This is a genomic window from Bradyrhizobium sp. SZCCHNRI20481, from assembly GCF_032485055.1.
Lineage (GTDB): Bacteria > Pseudomonadota > Alphaproteobacteria > Rhizobiales > Xanthobacteraceae > Bradyrhizobium.
The window spans coordinates 270,095-293,886 of sequence record NZ_JAUEUE010000009.1; the positions used below are offsets into that span (position 1 = coordinate 270,095).

A 23,792-nucleotide genomic window follows, 5' to 3' on the forward strand; every position below is an offset into this window, starting at 1 on the left:
AGAAGATTCGATAATGCGGAGCGATTGGGTAAACGAAGTCTTCCCGGCCGCGGCCAGTACACTAAGGTATGACATCAAGCCATTGATTCTAAAAAATATTTTCGATGACCCGTCTAGGTCGGCGTCACCCGGCCGATTTGCGCAGCCAGACCTTGTTGTCGTGAAAGGCCGCGCCCCCGATCGGCGCGACGGTGTCGGCAGCAGTGAGCACGTTGATGCCCCGCCCCCCGACATGGGCGCGATTGGGATGGATGGATTCGGCGATCAGCACCCCGCGCCGGACTCCGTCGAACAGCCGGGCCGCAAGCGAGGTCTGGCCACGCTCATTGCCGAGCGTGACGATTTCGCCGTCGACAATGCCGAGCGGGGCTGCATCGAGCGGATGGATCATGACGGAGGGTCCCCCTTCCCGCGCCTGCGACGATGGCGTCTCGTTGAAGGAGGTGTTGAGGAACGAGCGCGCGGGGCTGGTCGCAAGCCGAAACGGATGCTGTTGATCGACCTCTTCGGTCACCGCCCAATGGTCGGGCAGCGACGGCATGCGCTCCGGATTGCCCATGACGCGGCCGAATGGCGGATGAGCCCAGTCGGCCTTGAAGTGAAATTTCCCGTCGCTGTGCGCGAAGCCGTCGAGATAGTGCGAGGTGCGGAAGTCCGGCTGAAGATCGCGCCAGACGTCTGCCTCGAGCCCGGCGATATCGCCATGGCCACTCTTCTTCAACGTCACATCGATCAGCTCGCGCGGCGACATCTCGAAGCCCCGATGCACCGCCCGCAACCGGCGCGCCAGGCCTTGCAGAACCTCATGATTGGACCGGCACTCGCCGGGCGGGTCGATCAGCTTCGGTCCAACTGAAATGTGCTGATGGCCGCCGCCGTAATAGAGATCGTCATGCTCCATGAACATCGTGGCGGGCAGCACGATGTCCGCCATCTGCGCCGTCTCGGTCATGAACTGCTCGTGGACCGCGACGAAAAGATCCTCGCGCGCAAATCCGTTGCGAACCAGCTCCTGCTCGGGCGCCACCGTCATCGGATTGGTGTTCTGGATCAGCATCGCCTTGACCGGCGGACCGCCGCACAACGCTGCTCGATCCCCGGTGAGGATACGCCCAATCTGCGACTGATCGAGAAAGCGGGTGGAATGATCGACGGCATCATGGCCCTCGATGATCGATTCATCGAAATGCCACAGCGCCGCGTTGTTGAAGAAGGCTCCGCCTCCCTCATACTGCCAGGCGCCGGTCACGGCGGGAATGCACGATGCCGCATGCATCTGCGTCGCGCCGTTCCTGCTGCGGGTGAAACCATAACCCAGTCGGAAGAAGGTCCGCTTCGTCTCTCCGACCAGACGGGCGAACGCCTCGATTTCGGCCACGGGAACGCCAGAGATTTGCGATGCCCATTGCGGCGTCCGGGTCTCCAGATGCGCTTCGAGTTCGGCAGGACAATCCGTGTACTTCTCCATATAGGCGCGGTCGGCATAGCCATCGCGAAACAGCACGTGCATCACGCCGCAGGCAAATGCGCCGTCGGTCCCAGGTCGCAGGATGACCTTGATGTCGGCCTGCTTCATGGTCTCATTGTCGTAGACATCGATCGCCGCGATCTTGGCGCCTCGTTCCTTCCGGGCGCGCGCCGCATGAGTCATGACATTGACCTGCGTGTTCACCGGGTTCGTGCCCCAGATCACGACCAGATCCGAGAGCGCCATCTCCCGCGGATCGACGCCGGCAATCTTCCCGGTGCCGATGGCAAAGCCGATGCGCGCGACATTGGCGCAGATCGTGGAGTAGAACCGCGAGTACTTCTTCACATGGGTGAGACGGTTGAGGCCATCGCGCATCACGAGACCCATCGTGCCCGCGTAATAATACGGCCAGACCGACTGAGCGCCAAAGTCGCGCTCCACCTGGAGAAACCGCTCGGCGATCACGTCCAACGCCTCGTCCCAGGAGATGCGTGCAAATTGCCCTGAGCCTTTCGGGCCGACGCGACGCATCGGATGCATCAGCCTCTCAGGATGATGAATCCGCTCGGCATATCTCGCGACCTTGGCGCAAACCACGCCAGCCGTATAGGTCTGCCGTTTCGAGCCGCGAACGCGGCCGATCGTCTTTCGATCGAGCACCTCGACGTCGAGCGCGCAGGCCGACGGACAATCGTGCGGGCAGGTGGAATGGCGGATGTCGACCCGAGTTTGCTGGTTCATGCCCGATTCGTAGCACCAAAGAATGCGTCCGCCGAGAGCATTCGCGAGGCATTCGCATGAACAAGATTCGTGCGTGTCTGCTCCACCGCAAACGTTGGGCCTGCTTCTAGACGCGGCAAGTCACCATCGACAACAACCGATCCGCCGCCAGGGGCAAGGTGAAGACTGCATCAAAAGACGATAGGCTTCTGTTGCGCGCTCGGGGTCGCTCTCCTGCGAACGATCTACGTCGCAGCGCACCATGCCCAGCCCTCAGCTGACCGGCAATTTCGATTGCAAAGCCAGCTTCATATATTAATATATCAGTTGAGGAAACGCACATGTCCAGTCGAGCCCCGAGGAAAATGGCCCCAGCGCCACGGCCTGTGGTTGCCCGCATGCGCCGCAATGGTCGGCCCCGCGGCGCGACAGCAGCGTCACGCATCTACACCGATCTCAGGTCCGAACTCGTGTCGCTCGTGCGCCTGCCGGGGGAGCCTATCTCGGAAGCGCAGATTGCGACGACCTATGGTGTCAGCAGGACGCCGGTCCGCGAGGCCATTCTGAAACTCTCGGATGAAGGGTTGGTCGAGATCTTTCCGCAGTCCGGCATCTTAGTCTCGCGCATTCCGGTCGCAGCACTCCCCGAGACCATCATCATCCGAAAGTCTCTCGAAGAGACCACCGCTCGGATGGCCGCCGAGCATGCGACATCGAGCCAGTTGCTCAACCTGCATGCGACCCTCGAACGTCAGCGCGAGGCCTGCGCCGCAAAGGATCGCGAAGCCTTCCACCAGGCGGACGAGATGTTTCACGCTGGCATCGCCGAGGTCGCGGGCTATCCCGGGATCTGGAAACTGATCGTTCAGGTCAAGGTTCACGTCGACCGCTATCGTCGACTGACCCTGCCGCAGATCGGACGGATGGCCGAAGTGATCGCAGAGCACGAACCAATCCTTCAGGCCATCGAGCGGCGCGATCCGGATCGTGCCCGGGCTGCCATGGCGAGTCATCTGGAACGCCTGCTCGACGACATCTCTGAAATTCAGACCAAGAATCCAGAGTATTTCGATCAACCAAGCTAACGAGATGATCGCATCGAACCTTGCGGCGACACGATCATTCCGTCGGAGAGACGCCATGAAAAGACGCGATTTCATCAGATTGAGCGTGGGCTTTGCGGGCGTTGCAACGCTGCCGCCGATCTCGGCCGCCCTTGGGCAATCGAAGGCGGTGTTCAAGGCATCCGACGTTCAGCCGCCGGGTTATCCGACGGTTGCAGCAACAGAAAACCTCGGCAAAAAGCTTGCAACGGCAACCAACGGCAGGCTGTCGATCCAGATGTATCCCTCCGCTCAGCTCGGCGGCGAGAAGGAGACCATCGAGCAGACCCAGATCGGGGCGATCCAGATGCTGCGGGTCAGCGCCGGCGCGCTCGGCCCGATCGTCGACGACGTCAACGTCGTCAACATGCCTTTCCTGTTCAAGAGCATCGAACATTCTGAAAAGATGATGGACGGTCCGATCGGTCAGGACCTTCTGGACCGCGTCAGCGCCAATGCCAGCGCAAATCTCGTCGCACTCTGCTGGATGAATTCGGGCGCGCGCAGCATCTACAACACCAGGAAGCCCATCAGGACGGTCGAGGACGTCAAGGGGCTGAAGATCCGTGTGATCGGCAATCCCATCTTCATCGACATGATGAACGCGCTTGGCGGCAACGGCGTGGCGATGGGCTACGATCAGGTCTTCAGCGCGCTGCAGACCGGCGTGATCGACGGGGCCGAAAACAATCCGCCGAGCTACGTCTTCAGCAATCATTACACGGCCGCGAAGTACTATTCGCTCACCCAGCATCTCGTCATTCCGGAAATCCTCGTGTTTTCGAAGCGGTCCTGGGCAAACCTGTCGACCGACGACCAGACCTTGATCAAGAAGTTCGCGCGCGAAGCGCAGATGGAGGAGCGCGAACTCTGGAAGGCCTACGAGCGGGAAGCGATTGAGAAGGCCAAGGCCGGTGGCTCCGAGATCGTCGAAATCGCCAACAAGGCGCCGTTCCAGAAGGCCGTGAAGCCGGTCTGGGACAAATACGGTCCGAAGTACCAAGAAATGATCAAGCGCATTCAGGACATCGCATAGACCGCACGCTCGGTTCGGACGATCAAGAGGCTTACGATGGCCGGACTCTATCGCCGGGCGATGGATGCGCTGTATCCCGCTTGCGTCATCGTGGGCGTAACGGCGCTCGCGCTGATCTCAGCCGTCATCACTTGGGCGGTCTTCACCCGCTACGTCCTGAACAGCGCGGCTTCCTGACCCGAAGCGATGGCCGTCCTGTTGTGCTGGTGCCACCAAACCATAACGCCGTCCTTCACGCGCTCGCGGCCGGCGGGACGATCTCGATCAGCGCACTGTTCATGTCCGCCCCCCGGAAAATCCAGCTCGCCGCCGGCGGGCTGCGGCCATCACCGGCGCAGCAGGACGTCGGAAAATGCCTCGCCGCCCCTACTCGTCTTCGTCTTGACCGGCCTCCGCCAATCCGCGTAACGGCTCGGGATTCAGAAGCACGATCGCCCCGTGCTCGAGGCGGACCCAGTCCCGCGCGGCCCATGCACGCAACTGCTTGTTGATGCTCTCCCGCGTCATGCCGACCATTTCGCTGATCTCCTGCTGAGTGATGGCGATGGTGCGGCTTGCGGTATCCAGCTTGCGCTTGTCGGTCAGGCCGAGCAGCGCACTGGCAAGGCGGCGGGGGAGATCCTGAAGGATGACCTGCTCGACCTGGTCGCTGGTCCAGCGCAGCCGATCGCAAAGCAGCTCGATGAATTTCATTGCCAGCACCGGCTGGCTCTTCACGAACGGCAGGAATTCGCGCCGATCGATGACCAGGATCTCGCAGTTCGTATTGGCCGTTGCGTCGGCTGTGCGTTCTCGGCCGTCGAGCACGGCGACTTCGCCGAATATCTCACCCGCGCTGATCAGGTTCAGGATGGCATTGCGGCCGTCGGGCGATGAGACACTGATTTTGACGGTGCCACTGATCACGGCATACAAGCTTGAGCCAGGATCGCCTTTTGAGAAGATGGTTGAACCGCGCTTGAGCGATGTCGGCTTGGCGTAGCGGCAGAGCTGATCGACCGCATCGGCCTCGAGTTCACGAAAAATCGGATGCTGACGCAGCACCGACAGTTTGCCGTTGTTGGTAGGTCGGACGCTCGCCCGCTTTTCCTCAGTCACACCGCATCTCCCAGGCGTCCGAATACCGCCGCCAAGGGAGCTGTCCAAAGCCGGTGGCCAAGGCCCCCGCGGATGTCAGGGGACTATGGACACGCCTACAGCCACCAGCAAAGACGATCCCTCGGACTTGCGACCACCGATCCTCGATTTCATTGCACTTCGGAATACGGCAGATCGGCGGATTGTCCAGGAAAATGCGGCGAACGCTCAAGGCGAAGCCATCTGCCAATCGACGCCGGAGGCGTTTCCGCCCCCGAGAGGCGGGCCCGGCATACATTGTGCAGCGCGTGAGAGTCGTCCAGCCGCCCGTCGGACCAGCAGCGCTACTCTTCTGAGCGCAAGATGCCGCAGCCCAAGGGCAGCCTGTACCTCACACCCGATGTCTTGTCTGTGAATCAGCCCAAAGCAGGACCGCAGCGAACCCGACAAAAACCCCCACAACTGCAAAGCTGACCATCATAGCGTCGAGCGGCATGTCTCTCTCCCCTGTTCGAGTTTGAGACACAGTTCCCTATCGGCTGCGCGACAGTCCTTGATCCAGATCAATGCAATGCGGGTTTCGCCAGCGACGTCAGGCAGCAGCCATAGCTTCAGCTCGCGCCGAATCTCGAAGCGAGACGCCCCCGGGCAGGATCGCGATGATGCCCTCCCGTTCGAGCTTCGTGAACGTTCGACTGACGGTCTCGATGGTGAGCCCGAGATAGTCGGCGATATCCTGCCGACTCATCGGCAACGGTACCATGTTAGAGGGTCCCCGAAGCTCCACCAGCCGGTCCCTCCAGCCAACGAGGAATGTCGCAACCTTCTCCTCGGCTGATCGGCGCCCGAGAAGTACCATGTGATCACGCGCCTGATTCAGCTCCTGCACGGCCAGTTCGTTCATCCGCCGCAGCAGGTTCGGCTTGTCCTCGGCAAAGCGTCCGAACGGTCCCTTTGCGAACTGGCAGACGGTGACGGGACCGATTGCGTCGGCCGAAAATCCATGCCGTTCCTCCGTCGTCATGCCGACGAAGTCGCCAGGCAGCGCAAATCCGACGATCTGCCTGCGTCCGTCGGGGAGAAGCTTGTAGAGCCTCATGACCCCATCCAATAAATTGTAGAAGCAGGACGACGTATCTTCTTGCGCGAAAACCGTCTCGCAGGTCGTAAAATGGGCCCGGCGGCTGAGCTGCTCGAATTCACGCATTTCGAACTGGTCGAGCGACGCACAGACACTGAATCCCCGCACGGCACAATCGGCACAGGCCTGCCCATGGAAATCGACTGCAACAAGAGACGTCTTCATACGGGGCTCCGCTGGGCCAAGCGCAAGGATATAATGATTGCATTCTAACGGACGCTCGAAGTTCCGATTGATTCAAATCAAACGAACCAACAATCCGGGCCCTATCGTGGCCGCCATTGCCAGCGCCAACGGACATTGTGAATGCAGCGGCTTGTTCTGTGCCACCTTCTCGCCGCGATAGCGTTGGTGACACCCTCCTACGCGGCGTCGACGTCGCAGCAACGTGGGCAGGCCTTCGCGAAGGCCCACTGCGCACGATGTCATGCCATCGGTCGAACGGGAGAGAGTCCCTTCGAACCGGCACCCCCGTTCCGAAACCTGCATCTCCGCTACCCGATCGAATCATTGGGCGAAGCGCTCGCGGAGGGGATCGTGACTGGTCACCCGGCCATGCCCCAATTCCAGCTTGCGCCGCCGCAGATCCACGATCTGCTCTCGTATTTGAAGAGCTTGGAATAGCCCCGTCGATTCAGAGCGCCTGTATCGTCCAGGTCAGAATCGATTTGGCAACCCGGCCGAAGGCCTCGTTGAAGGCGGACACGGCACCAGCGGGATCAAGCCGCGCAACGGGCTGGTTTTCGTCAAACAGCCGTGACGCGATGACCTTGCCGTTCTTGTCGACGAGGCGAGCCGACAGACCAATCTCCGCAGCGGCGGTATCGCCATTGATCCGGAAACGGCGGACATCGACCAGCAGCTGAAAATCGGGCTGGCCGAGATCGGATGTCCGCAGCGGAGCGTGGGCCACATCGTAATTCTCGAAGGCATCGATCAGACGTGACTGCAATAACTTGGGGATGCTGTCAGCCCAGAGGAAATCACCGAACCCCGGGTAGTCCTTTGTCGGCGTGAACAACATGCGCTGAGTCTGCAGCATCGCCACGGCCGTGGGCTCAGGAATCGCGAGCTGACCCTTGATGGTCTTGTTGACCGGCCCCAGTTCTCGCGGCGCGCTCAGATCATAGGTGACCTTCTGTGCTGGAGCGCCGCCTCCCGTCATTTTTTCCAGACCCGAGACGATTCCATCGAGCTTGCCGGTATTCCGCGCAAGGCCGTCCGAGAATGTCTTGAGGTTGGCGATCGTGTCTTTGAGCGGCCCGGCATTCTCCGCAAGCACTGCGTCGACGCGCCGCAGGGCGTCCCGGGCGGCCTGCGTCATGCTCTGTCCGGCGCCCGGTTCTGCAATCAGTGTCGATATGACACTCGCCGCTCCTGCCGACGAGCCGCCCTCCAGCGCGATCACCGGCACTCCTGTCAGCCCCTGGAATTCCAGACCCACCTTGGTGTCGGCGCGCACGGGAGTCGTCGACGCCACGGAAATCGTTGCGTTGACCCGACGCGGATCGTTCGGCGCCAGGCCCAGCTCAGTCACCTCGCCGACCCGAATTCCGTTGAACAGAACGGCAGCCCCGACCAGCAGGCCGGGCACTGAGCCCTCGAACTGCACGTGATAGGTCGTGCGAGGCCCGAGTCCTCCAGTGTTGTTGAGCCAGTAAACGAAGCCAAAGATCGCGACGATGGCCGCCAGCACGAAGCCGCCGATGACAGCGAAAGGCGCACGGGTTTCCATCTCTCAACTCGCTTTTGGTTGCAGCATCTGGGATCGCTTGCCGTGAAAATAGGCTCTGACCCAAGGGTGTTCTGATCGAAGGAGATCGCTCATAGGGCCAATTGCCACGATCTTGCCGTCGGCCAAAGCAGCGACCCGGTCGCAGACCGTGTTCAGACTGGCGAGATCGTGCGTCACCATGAACACCGTCAATCCCAACGTCAGTTGGAGCGTCTTGATCAGGGCGTCGAAATCGCCGGCGGAAATCGGATCGAGGCCGGAGGTCGGCTCGTCAAGAAATACGATCGCCGGATCGAGAGCGAGCGCCCGCGCCAGCGCGGCGCGCTTCGTCATGCCGCCGGATAGTTCGGCTGGGAATTTATCACCGTCCTCTGCGCGAAGGCCGACCATTTCGAGCTTGGCTATCGCGATCTCATCCATCAAGCCCTGCGACATCTGCAGGCTCTCGCGCAGCGGAAATTGAACGTTCTGTTTGACCGTCAGTGACGAGAACAGGGCTCCCTGCTGGAACAGAATTCCCCAACGCCTCGCCGCAGCCTGCGTCGTCCGCTCTTCGGCGCCACCAAGGGGTGTCCCCATGACCTCGATGGTCCCGCTGCGCCGAGGAATGAGGCCGATGATCGTCCGCATCAGGACGGACTTCCCGCCGCCTGACGCGCCAACCAAACCGAGAATCTCACCGCGACGAACGTCGAGCGAAAGATCGTTCAGAACGAGCTGCCGGCCGAACCCGACGACGAGATCGGTCACGCGGATCGCGCTGGACACTCCAAGATCATCCATTGCTACATTCCAATGGACGCAAAAAACACGGCGAATAGACCATCGAGCACGATGACCAGGAAAATGGATTTCACCACGGATGTCGTGGTTTGCTGCCCCAGCGATTCGGCACTACCTTTCACACGAAGTCCTTCACTGCAGGCAACAATGCCGATCACCAAGGCCATGAACGGGGCCTTCAATATTCCCACTTCGAAATGGGTGACCGAGATGGCATCGTGTAGCCGGGCGATGAAGATTGCCGGTCCCATGCCACCATAGAGCTGGGCCACCAGCCCTCCCCCATACAGGCCAGCCATCGAGCCGATGAAGGCGAGAATTGGCAAGGTCAAGATCAACGCAACGATGCGGGGCAGGATCAGCACCTCGACGGGATCCAGCCCCATCGTCACCAGCGCATCGATCTCCTCGCGCATCTTCATCGATCCAAGTTCCGCCGTGTAGGCGCTTCCCGATCGCCCTGCCACCATGATCGCGACGATCAGAACGCCAAGCTCGCGCAGGACCAGAATTCCCACCATATCGACCACGTAGGATTCGGCACCAAAACGTCGAAAATGGAAAATCCCCTGCTGGGCGATGATGGCGCCGATCAGGAAAGTGATCAACGCCACGATTGGAATAGCCTGCCATCCGATGCGGTACATCTGATAGACGAGGGAGGTCACGCGCAGAGATCGCGGCCGACGTAGCGTCCGCAGCAGAGCAAAGGACAGCGCGGCCAACATGTCCAGGAACACTTTGACGTCCTGGGCTGCCCCCAGACTCGAACGACCGAGGTCCGTGAGTTTGGCGAGGACCGGATTCAGTCTCGGTGCCGGCTCGACCTCTCGTCGATTGACCTGCCGGACCTCCTCGACCAGGCCGATGTAGTTTTCTGCCACCCCGGTCATCTCGACCCGACGACCGCCAGCGGCGGCACGGCGGCTGAGCTTCTCGAGCAACCAGGCACCGACGGTATCGATCTCGCTCACGGCACCCAGATCAAGCTTCACGGCTTTCGCACTGTTGACCCTGGTGCCGGCAGAGCTGGTCAAACTCTCGAGCTCCGCCACGTTGAGGGACACCCATGATCCGCTCGGACGAAGCTCAAGCACATCCTCCGTCGTCGCGGCCGTCAGTCCCGGATGAGCACGCAATTGGATGTCTCCCTCAGTCGGCGCGCCGAGGCACACCCGTTCCTAGATCCGGCCGATCTGCCTCGCTTGATCTGCGTCAATGCCGTCAGCGCAACGGGTTGAGCGAAATCAAGCATCCCGCCGGACTGCGTTCTACAGTGATTTTGGTGCGAGGACAAAACATGGCTATCGACCCGACGACGCTCAGGACCGAGTTGGACAGCCTGACGCGTGAGCTAAGCCAGCTGCTGCGGGGCGCGGGGGCGCCGCTTGGCAACCCGGACGCGCAACCAGCCGCCGGAATGCTCGCTGCAGCGATCGAGGCGCTGGACATGCGTCTAAGTGAGACAGACGTTCAGGTGGAGCGGATGATCAGGGACCGTCCGATCGTGGCGACAGCTTCGGCCTTCGCCCTCGGTCTTGCCGTTGGCCTCCTACTGCGGAGAACTTAAGTGGATACCGAGAATGTCGTTAAACATTTGCGCCTTCTCTGGCGGACGGACCGGGTCATTGCCGACATCAGGCTCCGGCACCTGCTCGTCGGGCTCGGCCTCCGGGCCTTTGCGGCGCTGATTGCCGTCTTTGGCCTCCTGATGTTCGAGCTGGCGGCCTATCTTGCATTGGTCCAGATCACCTCCGCGGTGGTGGCAGCCGCAGCACTCGGAGCCTGCAATGTCGCGATTGCGGCGATCCTGCTGATCATCGCATCCCGTGCACCGTCCGGCAGGGAACTCGAACTAGCCAACGAGATTCACTCCTCGTCCATGGACTCGCTGCAATTGGAAGCACGAGCTCTGCAGGCCCAGATCTCGAGCGTGGTCAACCATCCGCTCAACAGCCTCATTCCGCTGCTCATCGTTCCCATTGCGACGATGATCATCAGAACTCTCCGCTCGCATGGCGGCTCCGAAGGCGAGGCGGCGAGCCCGCCGCCCAACGACCGCCGTGCGACTTGAACCCATCCTGCTGAATCAGGTGAGAGGCAATCGAAGCCTGAGCTCAAAGCCTGAGCTTTACGTTGCAGAGGTCGCGTTCGGTCGGATCGGTTTTGACCTCGAAACCGAGGTTCCTGCACATCTCCAGCATGACGACATTCTCCTGCAGCACGTCGCCGGAAATCATCTTCAGGCCTTCGGCCTTGGCGTATTCGATGATCAGCTGCATCAACGCCCAGCCGAGTCCGCGTCCCTTGAGATCCGACCGCAACAGGATCGCGTACTCCCCGCTCTCGTAAACCGAGTCGGAGTGAATCCTCACGACGCCGACCAGCTCGTTGGTCGCTTCATCGAGAGCCACAAAAGCCATCGCGCGCGCATAGTCGAGCTGCGTCAGGCGCGCGATGAACTCGTGCGTGAACTCCTTCATGGGGGCAAAGAATCGAAGACGCAGGTCTTCCGCGGTGACATGCTTGAGGAACTCATGAATGGTTGGCTCATCCTCGGGTCGGATCGGTCGCGCAAGGATTCGCCAGCCGTCCTTGACCTGGAGATGCCGTTCCCATTGGCTCGGATACGGCCGAACGGCGAAATTCGACGGACCGGAGCCTTTGAATTTCGGCGGAACCCTGCCGACGGCGACGCGCGCATCGACGGCCATGACGCCGCTCTCGTCCGCGAGCAGCGGATTGATATCGAGCTCGCGAATCTCGGGAACGTCTGCTGCAAGCTGCGCAAGCTTGACCAGCACCAGTGCGACTGCATCGGGCTTGACCGCCGGGACATCACGATAGGCGTGCAGCAATCGTGAGACGCGCGTCCGCTCGATGAGGTTGCGCGCCAGATGGAGATCGAGCGGAGGCAGACCGAGCGCTTTGTCGTTGATGATCTCGACGGCGGTACCGCCCCTGCCGAACACGATCACGGTTCCGAAGGTTGGATCGTCGGCAATGCCCATGATCAGCTCCCGCGCCTTGGCGCGGACGATCATGGCTTGCACGATCACGCCGGAAATCCGTGCGTCGGGCCGAACGGCCCTCGCGCGGGCCATGATCTCGTTCGCCGCGTTACGCACGGCCTCGGCCGTGGTCAGATTGAGCACGACACCGCCGACGTCGGACTTGTGAATGATGTCTCTCGACAAAATCTTGAGCACGACAGTTGTGCCCTGAGCGAACAACTGCTCCGCATACCCGACCGCCTCGTCGACCGAAGACGCCGCGAACGTCGGCACCATCGCAATATCGTAGGCCTCCAGCAGGCGACTGATCTCGACCGGATCGAGCCAAGTCCTCCCGTCGGCGAGGGCCGTCGCCACAATTTTGCGGGCTGCCTCGACGTCGGGCGCAAAAGAGCTCGGCATGGCCGGCGGGACAGCGGCAAGCGATTCGACCACCTCCCGATGACGAACGAGATGCATGAAGCCACGAACGGCATCATCCTCGGTTGGGTAGTTCGGAATTCCTGCCCCGCTCAAGGTTTCGATGACCGGCTGCTCCGCACCGACCCATGCCGCCAGAACCGGCTTTGCCCAGCGCTGGTGCTGCTTTCGATAGGTACTGACGAACTCGGTGACAGCCGTGGCAATGGCGCTCGCGGATGCAATCGCGGTCTGAACGTTCATGACGAGAACTGCATCGTTGGCTTGATCGGCGAGCAGCGCCTCGAGCGCGAGCGTGTAGCGTGCGGCATCGGCATCGCCGACGATGTCGACCGGGTTGGATCCGGACCAGGTCGGCGGCAGGATGGCATCGAGTTTGTCGTGGACGACCGGCGAAAGTGCGGCAGGCACGCCTCCGAGCTCGACCAGTCGATCCACGGCGAGCACGCCGATCCCGCCGCCATTCGTGAGAATGGCGAGCCTCTTGCCCATGGGCGACTCCACCCGCCCCAGCGTTTCGGCGCAGTCGAACAGCTCGCGCAGATCGGAGACCCGTAGAACGCCGGCCCGGCGAAAAGCCGCATCGTAGACGGCATCCGCTCCCGCCAGCGCGCCCGTATGTGTCGCCGCAGCTCGCGCACCGACGGCACCGCGGCCCGATTTCACGACCACAACCGGCTTGACCCTTGCCGCCGCTCGCGCCGCGGACATGAACTTTCGAGCGTCCTTGACGGCTTCGATGTAGAGCAGGATCGCGCGGGTCCCACCGTCCAACGCGAAATGGTCCAGAAGATCTGAGAGATCGACGTCCAACTGGTCGCCGATCGAGACGATTCCGGAAAACCCAACACCGCGCTGAGCAGCCCAATCTACCATCCCCGCCGCGATAGCGCCGGACTGTGAAATGAGCGCCAGGCTGCCTACAACCGGCATGTGCGCCGAAAAGCTCGCATTGAGCTTGATGGTCGGCATCATGATGCCGAGACAGTTCGGTCCAATGAGGCGCATGCCGTATTTCTGCGCTGCCTTCTCGGTCTGGTCGGCAAGCGACCCCTCTCCGTGTCCCAGACCCGAGGTAATGATCAGAGCTCCTGCCGTCCCCAACGCGCCTGCGCGATCGATGAGATCCGGGATCGAAGGGGGTGGCGTCGTGATCACCACCAGTTCCGGCACGAACGCCAGTTCGGCGAGACTGCCAACGGCTGCGATATTGGATATCTCCCGATAGCGAGAATTGACCAGGCCAAGCTTGCCCTCGAACCGCGCCTTGACGATATTGTCGAGAATGGCCTTCCCTACCGAGTTCGGTCGCGGACTCCCTCCGATCAGAGCGATGGAGCGTGGCAAAAGCAGGTTCCGCAATCGGTAGGTCGACATTTGCACGTCCAACATCAGTTGGTGAAAGGCGGGTGAATCCCGAGGATTGATCTTAGTTTCAATCCGCAGCGGGTCTAGCGCGACTTATCATCCCAGCATAGTCACGGAGGCGATACCGCTCCGTTCCCTGACTGCACCTGCAGGCTCTGCTCGGTAGGCCGCAGTATTCGTACCAAGTCCTTGATGAGCATCAAACGATTGCCGGGCTGATTATCTTATTACCCTGCAACTTCGTCCGGGAGGCTCTCCGATGCGAGCGATGGTTCTGCGAAAGCCTGGAGCGCCGCTGCAGCCCGAGACGCTCGCGGACCCCGATCCTGGTCCCGGTGAGATCCGCGTCAAGGTCAGGGCATGCGGCGTGTGTCGCACTGACCTGCATGTGTACGACGGTGAGCTTCCCGACATTCGGTATCCGATCGTCCCCGGACACGAGATCGTCGGTCATGTCGACCAGATTGGTCCTGGTGTGACGACGCACAAGCTCGGCGCGCGCGTCGGAATTCCATGGCTGGGGCATACGTGCGGCCATTGCATGTTCTGCGCACGAGGTATGGAAAATCTCTGTGACCAGCCCACGTTTACCGGCTACACACGCAACGGCGGCTATGCAACCCACGCCGTCGTGGACGCAAATTTCGCATTCCCGCTCGACGGTTTGGAGGATGACATTGCCATCGCGCCGTTGCTGTGCGCCGGCCTGATCGGCTGGCGGTCTCTGGTCATGGCAGGGAAAGCCGAGAGGCTTGGCATCTACGGATTCGGCGCGGCCGGTCACATCGTTGCCCAGGTGGCCCGCTGGCAGGGGCGCCAGATCTATGCGTTCACCCGCGAGCACGACCAAGCTGCGCGGGATTTCGCGCGCCAACTTGGCGCCACATGGGCCGGAGCGGCGGGCCAGCGTCCGGATGTTGCTCTGGACGCGGCCATCATCTACGCGCCGGCTGGCGAGCTTGTTCCGGCCGCTCTGCGGGCTGTTCGGAAGGGTGGCCGGGTGGTCTGCGCAGGTATTCATATGAGCGACATTCCGACGTTCCCATATTCCCTCCTCTGGGGAGAACGCCAGGTGGTGTCCGTCGCCAACCTGACGCGACAAGACGGTCTCGATTTCCTGCGGGTCGCGCAGCAGGCTCAAATACGGACCCATACGACGCCCTATCCGCTGTCCGACGCAAATGACGTTCTGGCCCGCCTGAGGCGGGGTGACGTCGTCGGCGCGGCGGTGCTTATCCCGGACTTTTGAAGTGAACGTGGCAACACCGCCCATGGCATCACCATCCGATCAGGAACTGGTCTTCTCCTTCTTGGGCAATACCACCCGACATCCAGGTGTCCGCCGGATCGACACGCACGCGGCTTCCGTGTTTCTGATCGGTGACCGCGCCCTGAAGATCAAGCGCGCCGTTCGGCTGCCATTTTTGGACTATTCGACGCTCGATCAGCGCAAGGCCGCGTGCGCAAAGGAAATCGAGATCAATCACCCGTTTGCTCCGGACATCTATCTTCGTGTCGTCGCCATCACCAAGGCGCCTGACGGATCATTCGATGTCGATGGATCGGGCGCTCCGGTCGAATATGCCGTCGAGATGCGTCGCTTCGATGACAGCCAGACGCTTGATCATCTTTCTCGCCGCCAGCAGCTGGACGCCGGATTGGGCGAGCGTCTGGCAGAGACGATCGCAGCGTCGCATGCAGTCGCCGTTCGGAGCTCCTCCAATGGGTGGACGGAGTCCATTCCGATTTGGATCGACGCATTCGTCGCCAGCTTTCGGACAGTCTCGCGATTTGGCGAAACGGAGGTCGAAGAACTCCGCGTCCTTTGCCACTCGGCCTTCGCACGTCTCCGCCCCCTGCTCGAGCAACGTGCAAATGAGGGGCACGTGAAACGCTGCCATGGCGACCTCCATCTGGCCAACATCGTCCTCATTGACGACAAGCCGGTGCTGTTCGACGCCATCGAGTTCGACGACCGGATCGCCACGATCGACGTCCTCTACGATCTCGCCTTTCCACTGATGGACCTCTTGCACTTCGAGCAGCCGGTCGCCGCCAACCGTCTCTTGAACCGCTACCTCTCGACCGCAGTGCCCGACCAGACCGGAGGATTGGCTGCTCTGCCTCTGTTCATGGCGATCCGGGCCGCCATCCGTGCACAAGTCTTTGTTGCAAGGCGCGACCGCGGTGATGCCGAACACTCGGACGCAGATCGCTCCGCAACGATCGAGACCGCAGAGAGCTACTTTCAACTTGCACGCAGCCTGATCCGGCCGGCAGAGCCGAGGATGATCGCGGTCGGAGGCCTGTCGGGAACGGGAAAATCTGCGCTCGCCCGGGCTCTCGCTCCTCTCTTGGTGCCTCCACCGGGAGCAATCGTGTTGCGCAGCGACGTGCTGCGCAAGCAACTGTCTGGCGTGAAGGAAACCGAACGCCTCCCAGCTGCGGCCTATACGCCGGAATCGAGTTCTCGGGTCTATCGAGAGTTGACGGCGCAGGCCGGCCGCGTGCTCTCACAAGGTTTCACGGTGATCGTCGACGCCGTGTTTGCACGTCCGGATGAACGACAGGAGATCCATGATCTCGCGAAGCGGCTGAAGGCGCCCTTTGCCGGCCTCTTCCTCGTCACAGATTTGCGCAGCCGGCAGGAGCGAATTCACCATCGAGTCGCCGATGCGTCCGATGCAACGGTCGGGGTTGCCGAGGATCAGGAACACTACGATATCGGCGGTCTCGATTGGCTCCAGGTCGATGCGTCAGGCACGGCTGAGACGACATTGGACCGAAGCCTTTCATTGCTCCGGACCAGCGCCTAAGTCCGACGGGATGGTGCTCCTTGGCCGCAACATGCGGCGATCACGTGTGCACGTAGTCGCCCGGCGCGTCTCCGAGATCATTCGAACGATCTGTCCCGAGTTGCGGCGGCACACCCGGCGCTCCCGACTGCTGTCCGAGCCACGCTGTCCAGGCCGGCCACCACGATCCCTCCAGCTTTGGCGATGTGCCCTGCCACTCGTCCGGCCCGAGATAAGGAGCGTCGGCAGCCTTGGTCCGCATCTGATGGGAGCGCCCCTGCTCGCCCGGCGGCGATACGATGCCGGCATTGTGGCCGCCGCTCGCGAGCACGAAAGTGACGTCAGCATCAACCTCGTAATGGACCTTGTACGTCGATTTCCAAGGCGCAACGTGATCACGCAGCGTCCCGACGACGAACATCGGCGTGTGGATATCCGAGAGCGAAACAGGCTTCCCCTCGACCTGATACCGCCCCTCGGCGAGATCGTTGTTCAGGAACAGCTTGCGCAGATATTCGGAGTGCATCCGATACGGCAGCCGCGTCGCATCTGCGTTCCATGCCATCAAGTCGCTCGGATTTGCGCGCTCGCCGAGAAGATAGTCGCGCGAGACACGAGACCAGATCAGATCGTTGGAGCGCAGCAATTGAAATGCGCCCGCCATCTGGGTGGTGTCGAGATATCCACGCTCCCACATCATGTCTTCCAGAAAGGCGACCTGGCTTTCATTGATGAAGAGCGTCAGCTCTCCCGCTTCCGTGAAATCGGTCTGGGCCGCAAACAGCGTGATTGTCTTCAGGCGCTGGTCGCCATCGCGTGCCATGGCTGCCGCCGTGATCGAAAGAAGCGTTCCCCCGAGACAATAGCCTGCGGCATGGACCAGCGTATTCGGAATGATCCTTCCGATCATGTCCAGGGCAGCCATGACGCCCAGCGAGCGGTAGTCGTCAAACGCAAGATCCCGGTCTTCCGCTCTGGGGTTTCGCCAGGAGATCATGAAAACCGAAAAGCCCTGGTCGGTCAGGTATCGGACCAGCGAATTGTGCGGCGACAGATCCAGGATGTAATATTTCATGATCCAAGCCGGTACGATCAGGACCGGCTCTGGTCTCACCTTCTCGGTCGTCGGCGCGTATTGAATCAGCTCAATCAACTGATTGCGAAGCACAACCTTGCCCGGCGCGGCCGCGACGGTCTTGCCGACGACGAACTCGCCATTGATCGGTATCTTCCCCGGCTGCATCACCTGCATGAGATCGGCGAGCCAGTTCTGCCAGCCGAAGATCAGGTTCTCGCCACCGCTTTGAAACGTCTTCTCCAACACTTCCGGGTTGGTCGCTGCAAAGTTCGATGGCGCGAAGATGTCGAGCAGTTGACGAATTGAAAAGTCGACGACGGCTTCGTTGGCAGGGTCGACACCACGAATGCCGGTCGTCGCCTTGTGCCACCAATCTTCCCCGAGCAGGAACGCCTGGGCGAACAAGTTGAACGGGTGCGTCGCCCATTGCGGCTTGGAAAAGCGATGATCGTTGGCCTGCGGCTTGATCAGGTCCCAAGGACTGCGATTCGGGTCTGCAAACCGCAATGACCGTTCCGCGACCTGCTTAGCGCCGTGCCAGGCATCTCGGACGATTTCGATCTGACGCTGAGGTGCAGCGGCCAGATGACAAGCCCAATCCAGATACGCCATTGATAGAGCGGCCGGGGAAATTCCACCGGTGAGCCGAGCCAGCATCGCGCTGAAGGCCCTGTCCAGCTCGTGATCCTCGCGTCGAAGCTCCCCGGAGGCCGCGTCGGCTTCTCGGGAGAGCAACTTTGCGTCGGGTGCGGCGAGCGCACCCTCCGGCTTCAAAGAGGTCTCTGCAGAGACAACGGCACTGCTCCGGTCGTTAACGGTCGTTCCCTCGCGTTCCCGTCGATCGGGACGCGACGCCCCCGCACTCTTCAGTTTCGCCACCGTTGCCCCATGAGATTCACGCTAGCATCAATCAGGCGCTGCCCGTGCTTGAAGAGTCGATCGCAATCCCGCCTGACGAAATCAATCTGATGCCGTCCACATTCCTGGACCATCGCCTGGATTCCCTTCACGGAATGCACGCCAGCCAGCTTCGACACGAACTCGGCCAGCAGATGCGTCTCCGTACGCGCGCGATCCAGCACTTCGTTGCTGGCAAACAGAACCTCCTCCATGACGATCTGCTGGGAACCAACGAGCAGCTCGAGTGCGTGCTTGTTGGAGAGAGCGACACGTTCGGACAGTTCGGCCGTTTCGTCGGCCAGGACCTTGGTCCCGGAGAACTCGGACATGGGCACTTCTCCTCTCGCTAGATCAAGATGCCTTATAGCTGCAATTCAATGCCAGGACCTTGAGCTGCGTCAATGACGCGGCGGCACCTCCTTTGACCTGCGTCAATTCAAGACCGTGGCGGCGGATTACGTTTTCTTAGCCTTTGACATTGGAGTTCGCCATGCGCGCCCACCAGATCATGACCCGTCCCGTCATCACCGTCACCCCTGACACTTCCATCGTGGATGCGGCAAATATCATGCTTCAACGGCACGTCAGCGGCCTTCCCGTGGTCGATTCCGACGGAAAACTCGTGGGCGTCGTCTCGGAAGGCGATTTCATCCGCCGATCCGAGATCGGCACAGGGCGTAAGCGCGGCCGTTGGCTGCGCTTCATTCTCGGGCCCGGGAAGTCGGCCGCCGACTTCGTCCACGAGCATGGTCGCAAAGTGTCAGAGGTAATGACCAAGTCTCCCCTGACGATCACCGAAGACGCCGCGCTGGCGGAGATCGTGGAACTGATGGAAAAGAACCACGTGAAGCGGTTGCCCGTGGTCAAGGGAGACCGGGTCATCGGCATCGTGTCACGGGCGAACCTGCTGCAAGCGGTCGCCGCGCTCGGGCGGCAGGTCCCGGATCCGACGGCGGATGACGATCACATCCGCAACCGTGTGATCGACGCTCTCGAGAAGAACGACTGGTGCCCGTTCGGATTGTCCGTCATCGTCAAGGACGGCATCGTTCATCTGAGCGGCGTCATTACCGAAGAGCGCTCGCGGCAGGCGGCAATTGTTGCCACCGAGAACATCTCTGGTGTCAAGAAGGTGCATGATCATCTGTGCTGGGTTGACACCATGTCGGGCATGTACCTGAACTCACCGGAAGACGACGAGATGGCCAAAGCCGGCTGATGGCTGCTGAGGACGCTGCCGCTCTTCCTGCCTCGTGTCCGGCACCAGTGACGATGCCTTAAGCTCCCGGATTGTTGCGTCCGAACGCCCCCGCCCGACGCAGGGCTTCGATCTCCTGCTCAGTGTGCCCAAGCCTGTGGCGCAGGATCGCGGCCGTGTGCTCACCGAGCCGCGGCGCCGCCGTCGGCTCGACGGTCGGCGTGAGCTTCATGGCGATTGCCGGCTCGATGTTGGGTATCGAGCCTGCGGTGGGGTGCGGAATACGACAGGTGCGGCCGCGCATCCGGACCTCGGCCGCGTTGAACGCCTGCTCGACCGTACGAACGTGTCCAACCGGAACTCCAGCCTGGTTCATCCGAGAGGTCCAGACATCCATCCGTTCCGTGGCGAGGATGTCGGCGATGAGGCCGCGCAGTTGCGTACGGTTGACCCATCTCGCCCTTCGCGTGGCGAAGCGGGGATCGCTCAGGAGATCCGGACGACCAAGCACCTCCGTAGCCAGCCGGCGGTAGAGCCGATCGTTGGCACATGCGATGTAGAGCGGACCATCTGACGCTTCAAAGACGCCGACCGTCGGAGAGTCGTTCGGCGAATTGCCCGTCCGCGTGGGGTTCACGCCGTTCATCAAATACGCCATTCCGGAGAAGCCGGTCATCGCCAAGGCGATGTCAAACAGCGCCACCTCGACGTGCTGCCCGCGACCGAGCCGCTGCCGGGCGGCGAGTGCCAATAGGATGGCATTGCAGGCGGACATGCCGGTGGCCAGATCAACGATCGGAGGACCGGTCCGCACCGGCGGACCATCGGCGAAACCGTTGAGGGACATGAACCCGCTTTCCGCCTGGGTGATTGGATCGAACCCTGATCGCCACGCAAATGGACCAGAGCGTCCGTAGGCCGAGATCGAGCAATAGATCAGCCCGGGATTGGTGCTGGACAGTGTCTGATAGTCCAGCCCGAACCTCTCCATGACGGACGACGAGAAATTCTCCACGACGATGTCGGCCTTGGCGATCAGCGCACGCGCGACGTCTCTGGCCTGCGGTATCGTGAGATCCAACACCATGCCGCGCTTGTTCCGATTGAGACTGAGGAACGCTGCGCTCTCTCCGCCGAGCTCGGCGTGCTCGTATGCGCGGGTATCGTCTCCCGTGAGCGGCTGCTCGATCTTGATCACCTCGGCGCCGAAATCGGCCAGCGTCTGTGTGCACGCCGGCCCTGCGACGACACGCGTGAAATCGATCACCAACATACCAGCCAGCGCGGTTGGCGCGTCAGGCGGCCGTGGCGCACGCTCTGGCAGGGTGACCTCAGCCGGCATCCCAGAGTCCTTCCCGCTGCTTTGATCGTCTGAAGCGATCTTCCATTGACTGCCCGGCGTGGCATTGTCTCCAACGCCCGACAATGCATGGTTAGCTCAACGGCAGCCGCAAAAAAAGCCCGGGTCGGAGCTGTCGAGCTGGCCCAATTCTGCTGCAGCGCAATGCAATCTGCATAAGGCATCGATCGACAGCTCACCACCCGATCATCTTGCGCCAATAGAGCGAGTTCACCCAGGCCCAGGGCCGGACCGGTTGGAACAGCACATATCCGCACCGAATGAAATTGTTCGCGGAGACGATGTTGCAAGTCGTATCCGAAACGATGCAATCCAGGCCCGAGCGACGCGCGCGCTGCTCGATCACACGCATCAGCCGTCGCTGCAGGCCGTAACCACACCGCTCTTGAAGAACGCCAACCCTCGAAAGATAGGCTATGCCCTTGCCGAGGGATGACGGCATCATTCCGGCAAAGGCGACGGGCCGTCCGAGCTCGGTCGATATCCACCATTGTCCGCTCTCGAAATCGGGCAGAGGTGCGCAATCGAGGAATGTGCGCGCATGGAGCTCCTTCAAGGTGTCGAGGACGTCAGGCTCGCAAGCGTCGACCTCTCTGATGCGGAAGCGGCGGCCTCGCCGCGAGATCCAGGCTGGCACGGCATCACCTTCCGAGCACGACTTTGATGCCGAGCCAGATCGCACCGATCAGACCGGTCGCGATGACCGTGATGACGGCCTTGAACGTATAGCTCTGGGCCTGCTCCACGCTCTTGCGCCAGCGCCGCAGGTGCTGGAAATCGGCTCTCAGCTCGTTGCCGACCCATTGCGCGATCCAGATCGTGAAGGCGTCCGCCGTGGCGCCGGCGCCGCCGATGTCGACGAACGCCCGCAACGGCAACAGCGGGTCCGCGGACACCTTGCCGATCCGTCCCTCGCGTTTCGCCTGCGCCAGCAGGTCGGCGAAATAGGCTCCTTCGAACGCGCGCACGTAGTCCCCCTCCCAGATATGCTCGTAGCGGTCCGGATAGAGCGCGAGGTCGAGCTGCCGCTCTTCCTCCAGCACCGCCGGAAACCACGGATTGTCGCGCCAGCTCGCCTTGACCACGGCGGCGCCTTCCGGTTTTCGACTGCGCAGAAAATCGTCCACGGCATCCGACTTGCGGCGCGGATTCCAACTCGCCCACAGCTCCGAGCGAGGCGCTCGGATGGTGGGCCGCAGCAGCGACAGCGAACGCGCGCTCAAGGTCTGTGCCTCGTCGATCCAGGCGATGCGAAATCCCTCCAGCGACTTGATCGACTCTGCGGTGTGATCCTGCATGCCCCGAAAGATGATGAGCCCGTCGCCGGGAGCCGCGATGCGGTCGCTGAACGACCGGAAGCCCTGGCCGAGGCCGAGCGCCGCGATCTTGTCCTCGATCAGCCGCTTGGATGATTGCGCCAGCGTGCGCTGTGCCTCGCGAATGCAGACGGCGAGCGTGCCGCGCTCGGCTTGGCAGGTCTCGACCAGAAGCTCGCCAAAAAAGTGCGACTTGCCCGAGCCGCGCCCGCCGAACGCGCCCTTGTAGCGGGCGGGCGCGAGCAGCGGCTCAAACACTTTCGCGGTGGGGATCTTGAGGGTGGACAATGATCACCTGCTCTTACCGGCCGTTCACCTCGCGTCCGCGGCCCCGTCTCGGTTGCCAGCTATGGCTCCCGGAGCGGCTTGACCCAGCGCGTGTACCAATCGTTGAAATCACTCGGCGTGGTGTCCCCTTCGTCGGGCTGCGGCCACAGCTGCCGATATGAAGAGCCCAGCTCGGCCGGCCCGGATTCGTCCGGCGATCCAGAGATACTTCCTGACCACGTCGCCTGTGGTCCCAGCAGGACTCGCGGGATGTACGGTATGGGATTCGTGCCGCTGTCGAACATCGTTGCAGTCGCCGAGTCCGCCCGACGACTCCGCAGATATCGGCCGGACCCGCGGTCCATTCCCACCGCATCGTCGGGTGGCGGCACTGTCTCGTACAGGTTCGACGCTTGCCTAGGGAGGCGGCCGGTTCGCTCCGACGGTGTATCGTAGCCACCACCGACAAATGCATAATCGCTCTGGATGTCACGAAGAGCGTCGGGAATCCGATTGGCGAAACCGCCGCCATCGAAGGTCACATTCGCTTTCCTGCTGGAGGACAGCTCTCTCTCGATATTCGCGAGGTACTCGCCGCTTTGCGACGGCAGCACGCGTGGGAGACTGTTCCCGCCCAGACCGGCAGCCCCCATAATCCGATTCACGATCGTTGTGCAAACGTTCGGGCTGTAACTTTTGAGACCGTTGTAAGTTTCGCCCGCGTTTCGGATCCGACCGATTTCGTTCAGCGCGCTTGCCGCCTGTTCTGGCGTGATGGGAACGGTAAACGAGCGGTACTGACCATCGTCGACGACGCTGGAGAAATCAGGCGGAGGAGTTTCGCCCGGACGGAGCGTATGAACGTCAAATTTCCCGTGGCTCAACGGAACCCCATGGGTGCTGGGTCCGAACCCGGCAAACGTCTGTCGCCCAGGCTCGTTGACGACGACTGCAGCATGTCCCGGAAAACCAGGATTGATTTGAACGGTCAGCGAGTATCGAGATGCCAT

The 23,792-nt window shown here is 61.6% G+C and carries 21 protein-coding genes and 1 pseudogene; 9 read left to right on the forward strand and 13 right to left on the reverse strand.

The annotated features are described in order from the left end of the window. Positions 1-124: 124 nt before the first annotated feature. Positions 125-2,212, reverse strand: coding sequence for a molybdopterin oxidoreductase family protein (locus tag QX132_RS17030; protein ID WP_316162061.1), 2,088 nt, complete (start codon positions 2,210-2,212; stop codon positions 125-127). A gap of 377 nt (positions 2,213-2,589) precedes the next feature. Here QX132_RS17030 and QX132_RS17035 point away from each other — a divergent pair, with 377 nt between their 5' ends. From QX132_RS17035 to QX132_RS17045, 3 genes are read left to right on the forward strand one after another with little or no spacing between them, the layout of a single operon-like run. Further along, positions 2,590-3,276 carry a GntR family transcriptional regulator gene (locus tag QX132_RS17035; protein WP_316162064.1) on the forward strand — a complete coding sequence of 229 codons (687 nt, stop codon included), beginning with the start codon at positions 2,590-2,592 and terminating at the stop codon, positions 3,274-3,276. 55 nt (positions 3,277-3,331) lie between these two features. Further along, complete coding sequence (locus QX132_RS17040) at positions 3,332-4,330, forward strand: TRAP transporter substrate-binding protein (protein WP_315812969.1); 999 nt, start codon at positions 3,332-3,334, stop codon at positions 4,328-4,330. Positions 4,331-4,366: 36 nt separating this feature from the next. Then, complete coding sequence (locus QX132_RS17045) at positions 4,367-4,507, forward strand: hypothetical protein (protein ID WP_316162066.1); 141 nt, start codon at positions 4,367-4,369, stop codon at positions 4,505-4,507. Between the two features lie 189 nt (positions 4,508-4,696). On the opposite strand, the gene QX132_RS17050 is transcribed toward QX132_RS17045, so the two are convergent. Then, positions 4,697-5,428 carry a Crp/Fnr family transcriptional regulator gene (locus tag QX132_RS17050; protein ID WP_315739031.1) on the reverse strand — a complete coding sequence of 244 codons (732 nt, stop codon included), beginning with the start codon at positions 5,426-5,428 and terminating at the stop codon, positions 4,697-4,699. 571 nt (positions 5,429-5,999) lie between these two features. Beyond that, positions 6,000-6,713: a helix-turn-helix domain-containing protein gene (locus QX132_RS17055; protein ID WP_315782844.1), complete on the reverse strand. Its 714-nt coding sequence runs from the start codon at positions 6,711-6,713 to the stop codon at positions 6,000-6,002. A 141-nt stretch (positions 6,714-6,854) separates the two neighbouring features. On the opposite strand from QX132_RS17055, the gene QX132_RS17060 reads away from it, so the two are divergent. Next, on the forward strand, positions 6,855-7,172 hold the full coding sequence (locus tag QX132_RS17060; RefSeq protein WP_315756127.1) for a cytochrome c: 318 nt from the start codon (positions 6,855-6,857) through the stop codon (positions 7,170-7,172). A 10-nt stretch (positions 7,173-7,182) separates the two neighbouring features. Here QX132_RS17060 and QX132_RS17065 read toward each other — a convergent pair whose 3' ends face one another. The 3 genes from QX132_RS17065 to QX132_RS17075 are packed head-to-tail and all read right to left on the reverse strand — an operon-like array spanning position 7,183 to position 10,205. Further along, positions 7,183-8,283, reverse strand: a complete 1,101-nt coding sequence (locus QX132_RS17065; protein WP_316162068.1) for an ABC-type transport auxiliary lipoprotein family protein — start codon at positions 8,281-8,283, stop codon at positions 7,183-7,185. 3 nt (positions 8,284-8,286) lie between these two features. Beyond that, on the reverse strand, positions 8,287-9,066 hold the full coding sequence (locus QX132_RS17070; RefSeq protein WP_315739035.1) for an ABC transporter ATP-binding protein: 780 nt from the start codon (positions 9,064-9,066) through the stop codon (positions 8,287-8,289). Between the two features lie 2 nt (positions 9,067-9,068). Further along, positions 9,069-10,205, reverse strand: coding sequence for an ABC transporter permease (locus QX132_RS17075; protein WP_316162070.1), 1,137 nt, complete (start codon positions 10,203-10,205; stop codon positions 9,069-9,071). Positions 10,206-10,366: 161 nt separating this feature from the next. Between QX132_RS17075 and QX132_RS17080 the strand changes: the two genes are divergently transcribed. Beyond that, positions 10,367-10,636: a hypothetical protein gene (locus QX132_RS17080; protein WP_316162071.1), complete on the forward strand. Its 270-nt coding sequence runs from the start codon at positions 10,367-10,369 to the stop codon at positions 10,634-10,636. Next, on the forward strand, positions 10,637-11,140 hold the full coding sequence (locus QX132_RS17085; RefSeq protein ID WP_315739039.1) for a phage holin family protein: 504 nt from the start codon (positions 10,637-10,639) through the stop codon (positions 11,138-11,140). A 43-nt stretch (positions 11,141-11,183) separates the two neighbouring features. Here QX132_RS17085 and QX132_RS17090 read toward each other — a convergent pair whose 3' ends face one another. Next, positions 11,184-13,877: a bifunctional acetate--CoA ligase family protein/GNAT family N-acetyltransferase gene (locus QX132_RS17090; RefSeq protein WP_315739040.1), complete on the reverse strand. Its 2,694-nt coding sequence runs from the start codon at positions 13,875-13,877 to the stop codon at positions 11,184-11,186. Positions 13,878-14,127: 250 nt separating this feature from the next. On the opposite strand from QX132_RS17090, the gene QX132_RS17095 reads away from it, so the two are divergent. Continuing rightward, complete coding sequence (locus QX132_RS17095) at positions 14,128-15,117, forward strand: zinc-dependent alcohol dehydrogenase family protein (RefSeq protein WP_316162073.1); 990 nt, start codon at positions 14,128-14,130, stop codon at positions 15,115-15,117. A 22-nt stretch (positions 15,118-15,139) separates the two neighbouring features. Next, a complete protein-coding gene (locus QX132_RS17100; RefSeq protein ID WP_315739042.1) occupies positions 15,140-16,684 on the forward strand; it encodes an AAA family ATPase in 1,545 nt (514 codons plus the stop codon). Between the two features lie 40 nt (positions 16,685-16,724). On the opposite strand, the gene QX132_RS17105 is transcribed toward QX132_RS17100, so the two are convergent. Together QX132_RS17105 and QX132_RS17110 are read right to left on the reverse strand one after the other, a co-directional pair. Beyond that, a complete protein-coding gene (locus QX132_RS17105; RefSeq protein WP_409998855.1) occupies positions 16,725-18,398 on the reverse strand; it encodes a PHA/PHB synthase family protein in 1,674 nt (557 codons plus the stop codon). A gap of 209 nt (positions 18,399-18,607) precedes the next feature. Continuing rightward, positions 18,608-18,970 carry a hypothetical protein gene (locus QX132_RS17110; protein WP_315739043.1) on the reverse strand — a complete coding sequence of 121 codons (363 nt, stop codon included), beginning with the start codon at positions 18,968-18,970 and terminating at the stop codon, positions 18,608-18,610. A 161-nt stretch (positions 18,971-19,131) separates the two neighbouring features. Here QX132_RS17110 and QX132_RS17115 point away from each other — a divergent pair, with 161 nt between their 5' ends. Continuing rightward, positions 19,132-19,860 (forward strand): CBS domain-containing protein, encoded by a 729-nt coding sequence (locus tag QX132_RS17115; protein ID WP_315739044.1) that lies wholly within the window; start codon positions 19,132-19,134, stop codon positions 19,858-19,860. A 58-nt stretch (positions 19,861-19,918) separates the two neighbouring features. Here QX132_RS17115 and QX132_RS17120 read toward each other — a convergent pair whose 3' ends face one another. The 4 genes and pseudogenes from QX132_RS17120 to QX132_RS17135 form a co-directional block, all read right to left on the reverse strand. Further along, positions 19,919-21,181, reverse strand: coding sequence for a CoA transferase (locus tag QX132_RS17120; RefSeq protein ID WP_315739045.1), 1,263 nt, complete (start codon positions 21,179-21,181; stop codon positions 19,919-19,921). A gap of 193 nt (positions 21,182-21,374) precedes the next feature. Continuing rightward, positions 21,375-21,836: a GNAT family N-acetyltransferase gene (locus QX132_RS17125; RefSeq protein ID WP_315739046.1), complete on the reverse strand. Its 462-nt coding sequence runs from the start codon at positions 21,834-21,836 to the stop codon at positions 21,375-21,377. A gap of 403 nt (positions 21,837-22,239) precedes the next feature. Further along, positions 22,240-22,773: pseudogene (locus QX132_RS17130) on the reverse strand (phage terminase large subunit); the annotation flags it as partial. A gap of 89 nt (positions 22,774-22,862) precedes the next feature. Further along, positions 22,863-23,792: a hypothetical protein gene (locus tag QX132_RS17135; protein WP_316162074.1), complete on the reverse strand. Its 930-nt coding sequence runs from the start codon at positions 23,790-23,792 to the stop codon at positions 22,863-22,865.